The following is a 16268-nucleotide window of genomic DNA, read 5'->3' as shown; positions in this document are numbered from 1 at the left end:
GTAAATGTTAAAAACTTACTAAAATATTCTTTTTTAACTTTTTGTTAGCATGATAGCTGTTAAGGTAAAGTTAGATTTGTTTTGTAAAGTGTAATGGTTATTTGAAAAATGCCTCTTTACAACAGCACCAATCAACTAACAAGCGATGAAACGTTTTTCTTGCGTTATTTTTATTTTATTTTTTTTAGCTAATTCAACAGCGCAAGAAAAAAAAGTCCTTAACATTAAAAAGACAGAAATTCCCCCAAAAATTGATGGTGTTTTAGATGATGACGCTTGGGAAAATGCTCAAATAGGTAACGATTTTGTCCAGTTCAGACCGGATATGGGAATTGCAGAGCGACCTCATCAAAAAAGTCAAATACAGATGACCTATAATGATGATGCTGTTTTTATTGCCGCTTACCTTCATGACAATCCTAAAGAAATAAGACAACAATTTACAAGTCGAGATAATTTTGGGCAGTCTGATTTTTTTGCTGTTATAGTAAACCCAAATAACGATGGGCAAAATGATACGGAGTTTTTTGTGTTTAGTACAGGAGCTCAAGCAGATGCGGTAGTTTCTTCTAGCTCAAATGAAGACTTTGGATGGAATGCTGTTTGGGTTAGTGCTGTAAAAATTGTTGATGACGGGTGGATAGTAGAAATAAAAATTCCGTATTCTGCTTTACGGTTCTCCAATAAGGAAGTTCAAACTTGGGGCATAAATTTTCACCGCCATTTTAGAAAGACCAGAGAACAATACTCATGGAATCCTATAGACCCAACAACAGGCTATGGTGGTCTTTATCATGGCGAAATTACTGGGATAGAAAATATAGAACCTCCTACAAGATTGAGTCTTTATCCTTATTCTTCTGCTCACTTTGAAACCTATGATGGGGAAACCACAGATGAATTTAATTTAGGTTTAGATCTAAAATATGGAATTAGTGAAAATTTCACTCTAGATGCTACTTTAATTCCAGATTTTAGCCAAGCTGGTTTTGATGATGTAGAGCTAAACCTTGGTCCATTTGAACAGCAATTTGAGGAACAGCGACAATTTTTTAAAGAAGGAGTTGACTTGTTCAATAAAGGGAACCTATTTTATTCCAGGCGAATAGGCAATAATCCCGTAAATTATGATAATGTAGTTGATACCCTTGGTGAAAATGAAGAAATCACAAATCCTGATGACAAAATCAAGACCATTAATGCTATTAAAGTTTCGGGACGTTCAAAAAATGGATTGGGTATTGGTATTCTCAACGCTATAACAGAAGAATCTTTTGCCAAAATAACGGACACTATTACTGGAGAGAAAAGAAAAGTTATTGTGGAACCTTTAGCAAATTATAGTGTTTTGGTTCTGGATCAGCAATTTAATAAAAATTCTTCGGTTAGTTTGGTGAATACCAATGTCTCTAGAGAAGGTCATTATAGAGATGCCAATGTAACGGGGTTACTCACAAGATTAAATAACAATAAAAATACTTATGGTATTGAAGCCGAGGTAAAAGGCAGTTTTTTGAACCTGCAAGAGGGCAATAAAAATGGGTACAGTTCTCGCTTTGAAATAGGAAAAATAAGTGGCAATTATCAATATAGTATCATACATAGATTGGCTGATGACAAATACGATATAAATGATTTAGGTATTCAGTTTCGAAATAATTATAACGATATTCACACTCGATTTTCTTATAGAATATTTAAGCCAACGGAGAAATTCAACAATCAAACTTTTAGTGCCTGGGCAAACTACCATAGATTGTTTAATCCCAGCACGTATACTGGAAACGACATTGGTTTCAGTTATTGGGTATTTACTAAAAAGATCTTTGCGTATGGTTTTGAGTTTAACACACAAATAGGAAAACAGTATGATTATTTTGAGTCAAGAGAAGAAAACAAACCGTTTATTTATAAAAACTGGTTTAATGGAGAAGCTTGGTTTTCTAGTAATTACGATAAAATTTTTGCTCTTGATGGTAGAATAGGTCTCGGAACTTTGTTCGATAGAGATAGAGATTATTTCGGTTACAATATTAGAGTAAGTCCAAGGATTCGCCTTAATGATAGGTCTTTAATAGTTTATAGTATTGACTATCAAACCAGAAATGGTAGTCGTGGCTACGTTACCAAAGTAGGTGAAGATATTATTTTTGGTCAACGCTATAGAGAAATAATAACCAACAGTATTTCTGGCAGTTATAATTTTACCACAAAACATGCTGTGTTCCTAACATTCAGAAATTATTGGAGTGCAGTAACTTATGATCATGACCTATTTGTACTGCAAGATGATGGAACCCTTTCAATTGGTGATGGCTATACTGTAGAAAATATTGATAACCCAAACCAAAACTTCAATATCTGGAATCTTGATCTTAAATATTCATGGGAATTTGCACCAGGAAGTCAATTAATTGCTCTTTATAGAAATCAGCTAACCAATAATACTAATGCTTCTCAAGACAACTATATTGAAAGCTTGAATTCCCTTTTTAAAGAACCAATTCAACATATCTTTTCGCTTCGCTTTATTTACTATATAGATTATAACAACGTAAAAAAAGCATTCAAGAAAAAAGTAAGCTAATCCTTGCTTGTGCAATAATTTGTAAAGTAGTATTTTCATTGCTCGAAATACAAAGAATGATTCAGGCAAAAAATATCCATAAATATTACGGTAGTCTCCATGTTTTAAAAGGTGTTGATATTCATATAAGAAAAGGAGAAATAATTTCTATTGTCGGTCCTTCTGGTGCTGGCAAGACTACTTTACTTCAAATTTTAGGAACATTAGATAAAGCTTCTAGTAAAGACCCTTTTCAATTAACAATTAACAGCACTAATGTCAATGAATTGAATGACAGAGCTTTAGCTAAATTTAGAAATAAGCATTTGGGATTTATTTTTCAGTTTCATCAGTTATTACCTGAATTTACTGCATTGGAAAATGTTTGCATTCCAGCTTTTATCGCAAATCGTTCTAAAGCTGAAGCAGAAACTCAAGCCAAAAAAATATTGGAATATCTTGGGCTTTCTAATAGAATGGACCACAAGCCTAACGAACTTTCTGGTGGTGAACAACAACGTGTTGCTGTGGCAAGAGCCATCATAAATAATCCCGATGTTATTTTTGCAGACGAACCATCAGGTAATCTGGATAGTGAATCTGCAGAGAACCTGCACAACTTGTTTTTTAAGCTTCGTGATGAGTTTGGGCAAACCTTCGTTATCGTAACACATAATAAAGAATTAGCCGATTTGGCCGACAGAAAACTAACTATGGTTGATGGCAAGATTGTAACTTAAACCATTTTTATGCTTTTAATACTGTTATCATGGGTTTATATTTTAGCAATAAGCATTGTTCTTGGTTTATGTATTAATAAGGGGTTTAAAGTTTTCACTACAGATAGCGTTGTTACTATTTTTCTTGGGTTTTTCGGTATTACACTTTTTACAGGATTTTGGGCTATTTTCTTTGCCGTAAGTTGGCAATTTCATATTATACTTTTAGTTTTATCTGCCATTGCTCTAAAGTTTAATGGACATGCTGTAAGAAGTTATTTTGAAAACTTGAAACAAGAAATACACGATCTTTCTCAATTCTTTAAAATTATTTTAGGTCTTTTATGCATCTTCATTTTGGCACAATGTGCTTCTCCTCCATTTATAATTGATAATGAATCCTATTACATTCATACTATTAAATGGTTAAATGAATATGGTCTTGTCAAAGGTCTGGTAAATTTGCATTTGTTTTTAGGGCAAACGTCTGGTTGGCATATCTTGCAAAGTGCATTTAGCTTTAGTTTTGTCTATGACAGTTTTAACGACTTAAGTGGATTATGTTTGCTACTTGGAAACTACTTTGCGATCGTAAGATTGAATCAATACGTAGTTGGTAATGAGAAAAATAAACTTGATTTAATTATTGGGTTGTTTCCTGTTTTTAATGTGTTTTTGTTTCAGTTTATTGCTGCGCCTTCGCCAGATATTGCTGTATATGTTATTGGTTTGATTGTGTTTTATGTATTTGCTAAAAACTATTCAAACTATAGCAAAATGGCTTTTACTACAATAGCTGTACTCTCACTGTTTTTAGTAATTATTAAAATATCGACATTCTTCTTCCTCGCATTTCCATTGGTGATTTTTGTAAAACATTTTGTTCATGCAAAAAAGCATACACGGCAATTAATTGCTTTAGGTAGCTTGACACTTTTATTAATTGTAGTTAAAAATTTGGTTGTTACAGGAAATGCTATATATCCCATTGCAAGCATTGAAAGTTTGAGTTTAGATTGGCATTTGCCAAAAACTATTGAAACCTATTTTCAGAATTACGGATTGGCGTATGGCTACAATGTGACTCCAGAAATTTTTGAAACCGCTTCCTTTTTAGAATTATTTAAAAGCTGGTTACTTCAACCTGATTTGCATGGTATTTTCAATGGACTCATGATTTTGTTACTTCTAGTTTCGCCTTGGTTTATTATAAAAAGTAAACACCAAAAAGCCTTTGGTGTTATTTATAGTGTTGCTGTACTAAATCTGTTGTTTTTATTTGTAGTTTCGCCACAATACAGGTTTTTCTTTCCTTTTGTCATCATATTGTCTTTATATATTTTGAGCATGCTCATTAAAAAGCAAAAAACAATAAAAGTTATTGTAAGTCTTTGTTTAGTTGTTCCTGTTGTTCCGCTACTGTTTGGCATGAAAGTAACAATGCTATCTGAAAATCCTACCCAAACCACAAGTGTTTTTAAACTTAATTATATTCTTAATCCATATAACAATAGCCAATTTGAAAGCGATTTTAAAACACTAACCTTCGAGAACACTACCTTAAACACGCCAACCAATATAGATTTCTTTTGGGCAACAGGCAATACACCAATTCCTGCCATAAACACAAAACAATTGGAGTATTTTAAAACTTATTTTAAAATCATTCCTCAACAACGTACAGAAGACATAAAAGACGGTTTTTATTCTAAAAGTTTGGAGTAACGCTTAATGGTTTCGTAAATGAGCATAGCGGTTTGGTTTCTACTCAATCATCAGAGTACAAGATACACACTTATGTGAGAAGCGGATCAAGTTTGCTCCTAAACGGTTAACTCATATCTATTGTAGTAGGTAGTCTTCGCTGTTTATTTTGTTTTATTGAACATATAACGTGCTATTTTCCAAGTGTCGTTTTCCTTTTCAAAAACAAATAACTCTCTATTTTCTTCAGGAATTGTTTCTCCATTTGCATGAATTAATGTAGACCCTTTTGAACTTGTGACAGCGTAAGCCATTGTGTTTTCAATTGTAATCTCTTCAATGTAAAACTCAAGGTTCAATTGTATTTGAGAAAATACAAAGTCGTAAGCTCTTTTAATATTTTCAGTTCCAATAGCCGTTGGTGCACCACTTGGCATGAAAGCACCATCTTTAGTGTATAAAGAAGTTGCTTTTTCTGCATTAGACGTGTTTAATGTTTCCATATAGGCCATCAATAAGTTTTCAATTTCTTGTTTTGCTAATTTTTCCATTGTTTCAGTGTTTTTAATGTTTGTGCTATTTGTGTTTTTAGATGTGTTTTGACTGAAAGCGAATAGAGTTGTTGTCATTAAAATTATTACTAAATTTTTCATTTTTTGTAAGTATTATTAGTTAACACTACAAAGATGCAATGTATTGAAAAGATATACCTATAAGGTACTTTAAGAAAGACTCTTAATGTAGATTAAGATTTTGCTATTTTTTTTCGAATGGTACTTAAAAATTCTGGTGTCACCCCAAGAAAAGATGCGATTTGAACATTCGAAATACGGTTAAAGAAATATGGATATCGTTTCACAAAGTCGAGATAACGTTCTTCTGCTGAAGAACTTATATTTTGTAATACTCTTCTTTGATAGGCCACTAATGCATTTTCGGTGAAGACTCTGAATATTTGATTGAATTTTGGATAGTTGACAAATAGGTCTAGTTGGTCTTTTTTTTTTATTTGAAGAATAACAGAATTCTCAATAGCCTCTATATATAATTTACTTGGTTCTTCAGAATGAAAACTTCCAATATCACCAATCCACCAATTTTCCACTGCAAATTGGATATTATGTTCTTTGCCTTTTTCATCAACAAAGTACATTCTGAAACAACCTTCAACAACAAATGTGTTTAGCTTGCATACATCGCCTTCTTGAAGAATAAATTGCCTCCGTTTAATTCGTCGTTCTTTGAAAACTTTTTTTATAACATTAATTTCCGCTTTATTTAGAGGTGAAATGTTAGAAAAGTAATTAATGATTGGTTCAGTGTTCATATTACAAGATTAATTACAACGATTTGATATTTAACGATCAAATGATTTATATCAAACAATAAACGAAGTTAGTTTTTAAATCATAAATTCAAGACTCTTAATCTGTATATTATACAAACATATTAAGAATAGTTTTAATTTTAGCCACAAATAAACCTTAAGTGACTCATACAGAACTTAAAGACATTTTAGATACTAAAGTTTTACAATACAATAAGCAAAATTTATAAAGAGCGACCGCTGTACAAGTACCTCATCATTTAAGCAAAAAAGATCATATAGAGATTACTGGTTTTTTAACGACTACCATTGCTTGGGGAAATAGAAAAAGCATCATCAACAATACACAGAAGCCTTGAAAGATGGATTGTATTAAAAAAACTGAAGTGACGTCTATCGGTTTTCTTTATGAAGGATATCGATAATTTTGGCGACTAAATATTTTTAACGATTTGCTATGAGGCTAACAATGAAGTATCTTTATACAAAGTAACAATTAAAACCATTGAATTATGAAAAATTATATTTTACTATTTGGGCTGTTATTTTCTTCCGTTGCAATTTTAAACTCTCAAGAGAATGATAAATTAAAAAACACCCTAGAAGAAACAATTACTAAAACGGTTACTATTAAAGGTGTTACAGAGGAAACGACTGAAACAGTTGTTGTGAAAAAGGAAAAACAAGTTATTGAAATTGATGATACTGGCGAAGAAAATCAGAACGAAGTATATTCTACTAATACTAAAGTAGAAGAGAAAGAAGTTGTTACAAAAACAGTAGAAAACAAAGAAAACGCAGCAGCTATTGCAGAAATAAAGAAAAAACAACAAGAGGAAATTGAGGCTTCAAAAAAAGAACAACTTGCTAAATATGAAGCTGAACGAAAAGAGAAGGAAAAGAATAGTAAAGAAAAAGAAGATGATAACAAATAAAACCTTAAGTGCTACAAAATTTTAGTAAAGCTGAACTCAAAGATTTTCTAGACACAAAAGTTGTACAATACAACAATCCAAAATTTATTGAGAGCGATCCAATACAAATACCGCATCTATTTAGTAAAAAAGAAGATATAGAAATTGCTGGTTTTTTAACTGCAACTATAGCTTGGGGAAATAGAAAAAGCATTATCAACAATGCAAAACGGATGATGCTGTTATTGGATAATTCACCTCATGATTTTATAATATATCATCAAGAATCAGATTTAGAAGCACTTTCGCCTTTTGTACACAGAACTTTTAACGGTACAGATTTTATAACCTTTATTAAAGGTTTACAACATATCTACAAAACGTATGGTGGTTTGGAAGTTGTTTTTGCAAAACATGCAGAAACTGATTCGCTTCAAAAATCGATACATCATTTTAAACAGGGTTTTTTTGAAATAAATCATTTACAAAGAACTCAAAAACACATTAGTGATCCTTTAAAGAATTCGGCAGCAAAACGAATTAACATGTTTTTACGCTGGATGGTACGCCAGGATAATGCTGGAGTAGATTTTGGCATCTGGAAAAGTATCTCTTCTAGCCAATTGTCTTGCCCTTTGGATGTGCACTCTGGAAATGTAGCCAGAAAACTGGAATTGCTAACAAGAACACAAAACGATGCCAAAGCTTTAGCAGAATTAGATATTTCTTTAAGAACATTAGACCCAAACGATCCCGTTAAATATGATTTTGCGCTTTTTGGGTTGGGTGTTTTCGAAGGGTTTTAAAATTGAAATAATTACATTTGCGTATGCAAATCCCATTAGTAAGTATTCTTACACCTTTTAAAAATACTAAAGCTTTTTTGACCGATTGCATAGACTCTGTTCTTAATCAAACATTTACCAATTGGGAAATGATTCTTGTGGACGATTTCTCAACCGATGAAAGCTATAAACTTGTTAAAGAATTCTCTAAAAAAGACTTAAGAATTAAACTCTTTAAAAACACCAATAAAGGCATTATTGGTGCATTACAATTAGCTTTTGAACATTCTCAAGGTTCTTTCATAACTAGAATGGATAGCGACGATATTATGGATGTGCAAAAATTGGAAATTCTTGCACATAATTTAAAAGAGCATGGCAATAACCATGTTGCAGTTGGTTTGGTTAAATATTTTTCTGAAGATGATATTGGAGATGGGTACAGCAAATACGAAAACTGGCTAAACGAACTCACCAAAACAGGTTCTAACTTTTTTGAAATCTATAAAGAATGTGTCATTCCATCGCCTTGTTGGATGATACATAAAGAGGATTTAATGACTAGCGATGCATTTAACCCATACCGTTATCCTGAAGATTACGATTTAACTTTTCGGTTTTATGAACAAGGTTTTAGTTGTATTCCATGCCAAGAAATTCTTCATTACTGGAGAGATTACCCAACACGTTCATCAAGAACACATGAACATTATGCGTTGAACTATTTTCTAGATTTAAAAATGCACTACTTCCTAAAACTAGATTATGATACTTCAAGGCCATTAGTGGTTTGGGGAGCTGGTTTTAAAGGAAAAATGGTAGCAAAGACTTTAGTTGAAAAGCAGATTCCATTCTATTGGATTTGTAATAACCCAAAGAAAATTGGCAAAAAAATATACAAGCAAAAAATGCTCGATTTCACTTATATTGAACAACTAGAAAACTCTCAAAGTATTATTACTGTTGCTAACGAAGATGCACAAGCCTACATTAAAACATACATGCAAAAGTTGAATAAAAGACATATGAAAGATTATTTCTTCTTTTGTTAAAGTTCTTAAAATAAAACGCTTTTATTCATTTTCGTTTTCTATATTTCTTAAATCAAAAAAAATATGTAGGTTTGACAAATCTAAACAGGAATGCAGTTTAAACACCCAGAACTTCTTTACGCATTATTTTTACTAGTCATTCCAATTATTGTTCACTTATTCCAATTACGAAAATTTCAGAAAGAAGCGTTTACCAATGTTGCTTTCTTGAAAAAAGTGACTTTACAAACACGTAAAAGTTCACAAATAAAAAAGTGGCTAACCTTATTAACTAGATTATTGTTATTAGCAGCAATAATTGTAGCATTTGCACAACCTTACAAATCAAAATCGGAACACTTTTCTGCTAAAAACCAAACCGTAATTTATCTCGATAATTCATTTAGCATGCAAGCTAAAGGTCCGGCAGGTGAACTCTTAAAGAGAGCTGTTCAGGATATCATAAATGCTATTGATGAAGATGAAGAAATTTCAATTATTACAAATAATGGCACGTATAAGAACTCAACCTTAAAAACCATAAAGAATGATTTGCTTCAATTGGAATATTCTCCAAACCAATTAACGTATAATTCAGCATTACTTAAGGCCAAACAATTGTTTAAAAACTCTAATAATGGATTAAAAAACCTCGTGTTTATTTCAGACTTTCAACAACAATCCGAGCCTTTCACTTTAGAAAATGACTCCATTATCAATTATCAATTAGTTAAGTTAAGTCCAGTAAATATCAATAACATTTATATAGACAGTATTTATGTTTCTAAAAACACACCAAGTAATTTTAAGATTAGTGTTAATTTAAAAAATAATGGCAACCGCATAGATAATCTGCCTATTTCTCTTTTTGATGGCAATAATCTTCTAGCGAAAGCGTCAGTTTCTATAGACAAAGCGACTAGTACCAACTTTTTACTTCCAGTGAATACTGCTATTAATGGAAAAATAACTATTGACGATGCAAGTTTACAATTTGATAATGAGTTGTTTTTTAGTGTAAACCCGATAGAAAAAATTAATGTGCTGACAATTTCAGTATCAGAAGATGGGTTTTTGAATAACATTTTCACTAATGATGAATTTAATTTTACATCAACATCTTTAGAGCAATTAAATTATAACAGTATAGATTCTCAAAATTTAATTGTCTTAAATGAACTAGAGAATATACCAGCTTCATTAGTTTCTGTTTTAACATCATTTACCGATAATGGTGGTTTTATTGTTGTAATTCCTTCTGAAGAAATTAATCTACAGGCGTATAATAATTTTCTAATCAATTATAACAATGGCATTTTATTAGAGAAAATAGATAATGAAAAAAGAATTACAACTATAAATTACTCTCATCCATTATATAACAACGGAGTTTTTGAAAAACAAGTCAGCAATTTTCAATATCCAAAAGTGAATAGTTATTACAATGTAAATGCAACCAATTTATCCAATATATTACTGTACGAAGATGGTAAACCGTTTTTGTATCAATCATCAGAAATTTTTGTGTTTTCATCTCCATTGAATAATGAAAATTCAAATTTTAAAAAGTCTCCTCTAATAGTTCCAACACTATACAATATTGGAATGTTAAGTTTAAAAACACCACGCTTATATTACACTATTGGAAATGAAAACACCTATGATGTTAATGTACAACTACAACAAGATCATATTCTGTCTTTAGCTTCTGAAACCGAAAATATTATTCCTCAGCAACAATATTTTAATAATAAAATAGCAATCACAACAATGGATATGCCTGACAAATCTGGAATTTATTCTGTAACAGATCAGGGCCAAGCATTAATGTATGTAAGTTATAACTATAATAGAGACGAAAGCAACTTGGTGTATGAAAACCTACCGGCTAAAAACAATAGTGTAACGATAAGTAATTCTATAATTAATGTTTTTGACACATTAAAAAGTGACCTAAAAGTTAACGAGCTATGGAAATGGTTTGTTATTTTTGCATTGCTTTTCTTAATTATTGAGATGCTCATATTAAAATACTTGAAATGAATCTACTCATAAAGTCTGCGACCGTTTTAGATACTAAAAGTGATTTTCATAATACGCAACAAGATATTTTAATTGAAAAAGGCAATATCTCTAAAATTGCAAAATCAATAAGGAACCCAAATAAGTATCGTGAAATCAATTTAGAGAATTTGCATATATCTCAAGGTTGGTTTGATAGTAGTGTTTGTTTTGGAGAACCGGGTTTTGAAGAGCGCGAAACCATTGAAAACGGTTTAAGAACTGCTTCCAAATCTGGGTTTACTGCTGTGGCATTGAATCCAAACACAAATCCTGTGATTGATACCAATTCTGATATAGCTTTTATTAAATCTAAAGCGGAAAAAAGTGCAACTACTTTAATACCAATAGGTGCTTTGACCAAAGAAAGTAAAGGACAGGATTTAGCAGAACTTTTTGATATGAAAAATGCTGGAGCAAAAGCTTTTTGTGATTATAAAAAATCTATTTCAAACCCTAACCTGCTGAAAATTGCACTACAATATGCCAGTAATTTTGATGGACTGATTTGCTCTTTTGCTCAAGAGGATAAAATAGTCACTTCTGGCGTAATGAATGAAGGTATAACAAGTACTTTATTAGGCCTTAATGGAAATCCTGCGTTGGCAGAAGAACTTCAAATTGCAAGAGATCTGTTTATATTGGAATATACGCAAGGAAAACTTCATATTCCAACCATATCTACAGCAAAATCTGTTGAATTAATTAGAGATGCAAAACGTAAGAAATTAGATGTGACATGTAGTGTTGCTGTTCATAATTTGTGGTTTTCTGATAGCGATTTAAAAGATTTCAACACAAACTTTAAGGTATTACCACCTTTAAGAACTGAAGACGATATAAACGCTTTAAAAGAAGGACTAAAAGACGGAACAATAGATATGGTGACTAGTGATCACAACCCTTTGAATATTGAAAGAAAGAAAATTGAATTTGATCATGCAGACTATGGAACCATTGGGTTGGAAAGTTCTTTTGGAGCTTTAAATTCTTTATTCACTGTAAAAAAAGCAATTAACTTATTGACAAATGGAAAAGAGCGTTTTGGTTTAAAAAATGACCCTATAAATATAGGAAGAAAAGCTAATGTAACACTCTTCAATCCTGAAACAAAATATGGTTTTAATGATGAGAATATCGTCTCGAAATCAAAAAACTCTATATTTCAAAATATTGCTTTAAAAGGAAAGGTCTATGGTATTGTTTCAAATAATAAAGTGGTTTTAAATTATTCATTATGACAGAAGAAGATATAAATAATGGGAAAACTATAGCCATTGTAAGCTATCTAACCATCATTGGAACTTTGATTGCTTATTTTATGAATGTTGAAAAGAAAAATACCTTTGCGGGTTTTCACTTGAGACAAGCTTTAGGGCTATGGTTAACATATGCAGCAATAGGGTTATTAGTTAGCCAATTTGATAGTTGGTTAGCATCTATTGGATTTTATATATTTTTTGCAGTTCTCTTTATTTATGGATTTGGCAATGCCATTTCAGGAAAAACACAACCAGTACCGCTTTTGGGTGAATTGTACCAGAAATGGTTTTCTAGTTTTGGAAGTTAAATGATGAGCAAAAACCTTTCATTAATACATATTATTAGAGAATCGTCCATAAAAGAAAATGCACCTGTTTTAATTATGCTTCATGGTTATGGCAGTGATGAAAAGGATCTGTTTTCTTTTGCAAACGAATTACCTAAAGAACTTTTTATTATTTCTGCCAGAGCACCTTTCACTATGATGCCCTTTGGAAATGCTTGGTATGCAATAAATTTTGATGCAGATAAAGGTAAATGGAACGATAATAATCAAGCTACAAAATCCAGAGATTTAATTGCTGTTTTTATAGATGAAGTTATTACAACTTATCCAGTTGATAAACATAATGTCACGCTTCTAGGCTTTAGTCAAGGTACTATTTTAAGTTATGCAGTAGCTATAACCTATCCTGAAAAAGTGAAAAACATTATTGCATTAAGTGGTTATGTTCATCACGATATTTTACCAGAAAATTTAGAAGATAAAGATTATTCTCATCTGGATTTTTATTGTTCTCATGGCAGTGTAGACCAAGTCATTCCAGTTGAATGGGCCAGAAAAAACTCGCCTTTTTTAAAATCACTGAATATCAAGCATCAATATTCAGAATTTCCAGTTGGTCATGGTGTTGCTCCACAAAATTTTTTCGAATTTAAAGATTGGTTAACAAAAAGAATCTAGTTGTTTTTGTATCTTTCTTATCTACAGTTGTAAATTATTTAAAATGAAGCGAAATTATTTATGCCTTATATTCATTCTATATTGCTTCGTTATCAGAGCTCAAGATAATACTAACCTGAAAGAAATAAATAAACAGATTTGGAATAATTTCACCAAAGCATTTGAGACATTAGACTTTGAGTTGTTTGGAAGTCTACACTCCGAAGATTTTATTAGAATTGGAGGAGATAGTAAGAACATCAGAGATAAAGAAAATTATTTAAGCGGTTATAAGCAAAGGTGGCAAAACAAGTCATTGAATAAAACCATTTCATTTAGATTTTTAGAGCGTATTTGTAATGATAGTATTGCTTCTGAACGTGGAATTTATAAACTAACTAGAAATCCAAATTCAGATATTGAAAAGTCTTATTTTGGAAAATTTCATGTTATCTTAAAAATGGAAAGTTCATCATGGAAAATTATGGTTGATTATGATTCTTCAGAAAACAATACCATAAATGAAACATCATATAATGATGCTTATGTAATGTATGATTTTAATAAATTCAAATAAAAAAGCCAGCTTTCTAGCTGGCTTTTTTATTTACACTATTTATTATTAAACACTTGCATTGACTACTAGCCTAAAACCTTCTCCATGAATATTTAATATCTCAACTTTTTCATCAGGTTTTAAATATTTACGTAACTTAGCTATATATACGTCCATACTTCTTGAGGTGAAATAATTATCATCTCTCCAAATTTTAGTTAGAGCTAATTCTCTAGGCATTAGGTCATTTTCATGTAAAGCCAATAAACGTAATAATTCGCACTCTTTAGGAGATAATTTAATTGGGTCTCCACCTCTAAAACGTAAAAAACGAAGTTTAGAATTTAAATGAAAATCTCCTATTGTAAATTCAAACTGCTTGCTATCGGCTATTGTATCTGAAGCTTTTCTGGCAATGATTGCTTTAATTTTCATTAATAGCACCTCACTGTCAAAAGGTTTATTTAAGTAATCATCAGCTCCGACTTTATAACCCTTTAAAACATCTTCTTTCATTGCTTTAGCGGTTAAGAAAATAATTGGAACATCAGCATTTTTCTCTCTTATTTCTTTTGCTAATGTAAAACCATCTTTATAAGGCATCATGACATCTAGAATACAAAGATCAAAATCATCCTTTTTAAATTTTTCGAAACCTTCCATCCCATTTTTAGCATGAACAACATCATAGTCATTCATCATAAGATAGTCTTTAAGCACAGTTCCAAAATTTGGGTCGTCTTCTACTAATAAAATTTTCTTGTTTTGTTCGTCCATAATTTATGATATTAACGGAAGTTTTATAATAAAAGTACTTCCTTTTCCTTTTTCACTTTCTACTGAAACATGACCTTGATGGTCTTCTACTATTCGTTTTACATATGCCAAGCCTAATCCATGACCTTTAACATTATGTATATTTCCTGTGTGCTCTCTATAAAATTTTTCGAACACTCTTTTTTGTGCAGCTTTACTCATCCCGCTACCATGGTCTTTAATTTTCAACAAAATATTGGTTCCTACATTTTCTGTTGAAACTTCAATCTGAGGTTTTTCTGGCGAATACTTTATCGCATTATCCAAAATATTAACAATAACATTAGTAAAATGGGACTCGTTTGCAAGAACAGAGGATTTATCGGCATCCAATCGAGTTTTTATATACCCATTTTTATTTTCAACAATTAACTCTACATGAGTTAAAGCATCTAGTATTAAGTCGTGTAACTTAACCCTATCCTTACTAATGTTTAGTTCGTTTTTTTCTAGTTTAGATATTCTTAATACGTTTTCTACCTGTGCATGCATACGCTTGTTCTCGTCTTTAATCATATTAAGGTAGCGCTTCACTTTTTCTTTATCATCAATAACTTTAGGGTTTTTTATTGAATCTAAAGCCAAGTTTATAGTTGCTATCGGAGTCTTGAACTCATGCGTCATGTTATTAATAAAATCTGTTTTGATTTCAGAAATTTTACGTTGCTTGATCAACTGGTACAAGGCACTTGTATAAGCAATAATGATTATGAGCGTAAAAATGACGGATAATAATGTCATCCCAATGATTGATGATAAAATAAATTTATTTCGTTCTGGAAAATTTACTAATAAATTATAATTACTAATATTATTCTCGTTATAAAAAATTGGAACACTATAGGTTGAAGCTTTTTGAAGCTCAAACCCATCACTTTGCACTTTTGTTGCTAAATCATTGGCATAAATGGCAAACTCATAATTAATATCAATATCTACTTCACGAAGTTTTCTATACAAAAGTTCTTGTATTTCATTCTTGGAAACTCTTTTATGTATAGGAGTTCTGTAAGCAATATCTTTATAGGTGGTTTCAAAAACAATCTCATCACTTCTAGAAATCTTTTCTGTTAAGAGTAGACGTTCTTCTGGGCTAAAACCTGAACTGCTTTCAATATCAGAGCTTTTATAAATTTTTGTTTCCCGTTCGTTAAGTATTCTTTTTATATTAATACTATCTAAACCTATGTCAAAGAGCGATGACGATAATTTATAGTTTTCTTCTAAAATACCGTTTCTGTAAATGAGCGTTTCGTTAGAATCCTGATCATCCTGAACAATATATAAATTCTTAATTGCTGTAGTGTCAACCTTGACACCTCTAGCCATTAAATCCTGAAATTTATAGACGTATTCTGTATATTCTCTTTCTTCAATACCGCTTGAAACATCTATTAAAATACGCTTTACATTGTAGGTAAATTGTTCTTCTTTATTTTCTACCGAATTATTAATATAATACGCTTGAACAAATATGATACCTATAAGTGATAAACTCATTAATAGCACCAATAGGATGAATATTCTTTTGCTCATCAATCAAAATTAACATTTTAACATTTAGTTGCCTTAGCATTTAACCT

15 protein-coding genes and 1 pseudogene are annotated in these 16268 nt (G+C 31.1%); 12 read left to right on the top strand and 4 right to left on the bottom strand.

Annotation, left to right across the window (positions count from 1 at the left end):
• The first annotated feature begins 145 nt into the window (after positions 1-145).
• From AAFP94_RS14120 to AAFP94_RS14110, 3 genes are read left to right on the top strand one after another with little or no spacing between them, the layout of a single operon-like run.
• Complete coding sequence (locus AAFP94_RS14120) at positions 146-2587, top strand: DUF5916 domain-containing protein (protein ID WP_316663479.1); 2442 nt, start codon at positions 146-148, stop codon at positions 2585-2587.
• Between the two features lie 56 nt (positions 2588-2643).
• A complete protein-coding gene (locus tag AAFP94_RS14115; RefSeq protein WP_316663481.1) occupies positions 2644-3306 on the top strand; it encodes an ABC transporter ATP-binding protein in 663 nt (220 codons plus the stop codon).
• Between the two features lie 9 nt (positions 3307-3315).
• Positions 3316-5010 (top strand): LIC_10190 family membrane protein, encoded by a 1695-nt coding sequence (locus AAFP94_RS14110; protein ID WP_316663483.1) that lies wholly within the window; start codon positions 3316-3318, stop codon positions 5008-5010.
• A gap of 143 nt (positions 5011-5153) precedes the next feature.
• Here AAFP94_RS14110 and AAFP94_RS14105 read toward each other — a convergent pair whose 3' ends face one another.
• Together AAFP94_RS14105 and AAFP94_RS14100 are read right to left on the bottom strand one after the other, a co-directional pair.
• Entirely contained in the window at positions 5154-5642 is a 489-nt protein-coding gene (locus AAFP94_RS14105; protein ID WP_316663485.1) for a YybH family protein, read from the bottom strand.
• 92 nt (positions 5643-5734) lie between these two features.
• A complete protein-coding gene (locus tag AAFP94_RS14100) occupies positions 5735-6316 on the bottom strand; it encodes a Crp/Fnr family transcriptional regulator (RefSeq protein WP_316663488.1) in 582 nt (193 codons plus the stop codon).
• A gap of 254 nt (positions 6317-6570) precedes the next feature.
• Between AAFP94_RS14100 and AAFP94_RS14095 the strand changes: the two are divergent.
• From AAFP94_RS14095 to AAFP94_RS14055, 9 genes and pseudogenes are all read left to right on the top strand, one after another.
• Positions 6571-6675 (top strand): annotated as a pseudogene (locus AAFP94_RS14095) (DUF2400 family protein); the annotation flags it as partial.
• A gap of 153 nt (positions 6676-6828) precedes the next feature.
• Positions 6829-7251 carry a hypothetical protein gene (locus AAFP94_RS14090; protein ID WP_316663492.1) on the top strand — a complete coding sequence of 141 codons (423 nt, stop codon included), beginning with the start codon at positions 6829-6831 and terminating at the stop codon, positions 7249-7251.
• Between the two features lie 8 nt (positions 7252-7259).
• On the top strand, positions 7260-8036 hold the full coding sequence (locus AAFP94_RS14085; protein ID WP_316663494.1) for a TIGR02757 family protein: 777 nt from the start codon (positions 7260-7262) through the stop codon (positions 8034-8036).
• 23 nt (positions 8037-8059) lie between these two features.
• Positions 8060-9067 (top strand): glycosyltransferase family 2 protein, encoded by a 1008-nt coding sequence (locus tag AAFP94_RS14080; RefSeq protein WP_316663496.1) that lies wholly within the window; start codon positions 8060-8062, stop codon positions 9065-9067.
• Between the two features lie 90 nt (positions 9068-9157).
• The gene (locus AAFP94_RS14075; protein ID WP_316663499.1) at positions 9158-11089 is read left to right on the top strand and encodes a vWA domain-containing protein; all 1932 of its coding nucleotides are present in this window, start codon (positions 9158-9160) and stop codon (positions 11087-11089) included.
• Positions 11086-12348 carry a dihydroorotase gene (locus AAFP94_RS14070; protein ID WP_316663501.1) on the top strand — a complete coding sequence of 421 codons (1263 nt, stop codon included), beginning with the start codon at positions 11086-11088 and terminating at the stop codon, positions 12346-12348. The genes AAFP94_RS14075 and AAFP94_RS14070 overlap by 4 nt, the downstream gene beginning before the upstream one ends.
• Positions 12345-12677: a hypothetical protein gene (locus tag AAFP94_RS14065; protein ID WP_316663504.1), complete on the top strand. Its 333-nt coding sequence runs from the start codon at positions 12345-12347 to the stop codon at positions 12675-12677. The genes AAFP94_RS14070 and AAFP94_RS14065 overlap by 4 nt, the downstream gene beginning before the upstream one ends.
• Positions 12678-13334 (top strand): alpha/beta hydrolase, encoded by a 657-nt coding sequence (locus AAFP94_RS14060; RefSeq protein WP_316663506.1) that lies wholly within the window; start codon positions 12678-12680, stop codon positions 13332-13334. It abuts the gene before it with no gap.
• A gap of 43 nt (positions 13335-13377) precedes the next feature.
• A complete protein-coding gene (locus AAFP94_RS14055; protein WP_316663508.1) occupies positions 13378-13890 on the top strand; it encodes a YybH family protein in 513 nt (170 codons plus the stop codon).
• 45 nt (positions 13891-13935) lie between these two features.
• Here the strand turns inward: AAFP94_RS14055 and AAFP94_RS14050 are convergent, their stop codons facing one another.
• Together AAFP94_RS14050 and AAFP94_RS14045 are read right to left on the bottom strand one after the other, a co-directional pair.
• A complete protein-coding gene (locus AAFP94_RS14050) occupies positions 13936-14646 on the bottom strand; it encodes a response regulator transcription factor (RefSeq protein ID WP_316663510.1) in 711 nt (236 codons plus the stop codon).
• A gap of 3 nt (positions 14647-14649) precedes the next feature.
• Positions 14650-16221: a sensor histidine kinase gene (locus AAFP94_RS14045; protein WP_316663512.1), complete on the bottom strand. Its 1572-nt coding sequence runs from the start codon at positions 16219-16221 to the stop codon at positions 14650-14652.
• Positions 16222-16268: the final 47 nt, after the last annotated feature.

Origin of the sequence: Gilvirhabdus luticola (assembly GCF_040117515.1) — a bacterium.
In the GTDB taxonomy this organism is placed as follows: domain Bacteria; phylum Bacteroidota; class Bacteroidia; order Flavobacteriales; family Flavobacteriaceae; genus Gilvirhabdus; species Gilvirhabdus luticola.
This window is presented reverse-complemented; position numbering and strand designations above follow the sequence as displayed.

Coding starts and splice junctions, on each gene's coding strand:
- AAFP94_RS14100 (WP_316663488.1), bottom strand. CDS start 6,316: ATGAACACTGAACCAATCATTAATTACTTTTCTAACATTTCACCTCTA.
- AAFP94_RS14045 (WP_316663512.1), bottom strand. CDS start 16,221: ATGAGCAAAAGAATATTCATCCTATTGGTGCTATTAATGAGTTTATCA.
- AAFP94_RS14105 (WP_316663485.1), bottom strand. CDS start 5,642: ATGAAAAATTTAGTAATAATTTTAATGACAACAACTCTATTCGCTTTC.
- AAFP94_RS14070 (WP_316663501.1), top strand. CDS start 11,086: ATGAATCTACTCATAAAGTCTGCGACCGTTTTAGATACTAAAAGTGAT.
- AAFP94_RS14120 (WP_316663479.1), top strand. CDS start 146: ATGAAACGTTTTTCTTGCGTTATTTTTATTTTATTTTTTTTAGCTAAT.
- AAFP94_RS14050 (WP_316663510.1), bottom strand. CDS start 14,646: ATGGACGAACAAAACAAGAAAATTTTATTAGTAGAAGACGACCCAAAT.
- AAFP94_RS14090 (WP_316663492.1), top strand. CDS start 6,829: ATGAAAAATTATATTTTACTATTTGGGCTGTTATTTTCTTCCGTTGCA.
- AAFP94_RS14080 (WP_316663496.1), top strand. CDS start 8,060: ATGCAAATCCCATTAGTAAGTATTCTTACACCTTTTAAAAATACTAAA.
- AAFP94_RS14115 (WP_316663481.1), top strand. CDS start 2,644: ATGATTCAGGCAAAAAATATCCATAAATATTACGGTAGTCTCCATGTT.
- AAFP94_RS14065 (WP_316663504.1), top strand. CDS start 12,345: ATGACAGAAGAAGATATAAATAATGGGAAAACTATAGCCATTGTAAGC.
- AAFP94_RS14055 (WP_316663508.1), top strand. CDS start 13,378: ATGAAGCGAAATTATTTATGCCTTATATTCATTCTATATTGCTTCGTT.
- AAFP94_RS14075 (WP_316663499.1), top strand. CDS start 9,158: ATGCAGTTTAAACACCCAGAACTTCTTTACGCATTATTTTTACTAGTC.
- AAFP94_RS14110 (WP_316663483.1), top strand. CDS start 3,316: ATGCTTTTAATACTGTTATCATGGGTTTATATTTTAGCAATAAGCATT.
- AAFP94_RS14060 (WP_316663506.1), top strand. CDS start 12,678: ATGATGAGCAAAAACCTTTCATTAATACATATTATTAGAGAATCGTCC.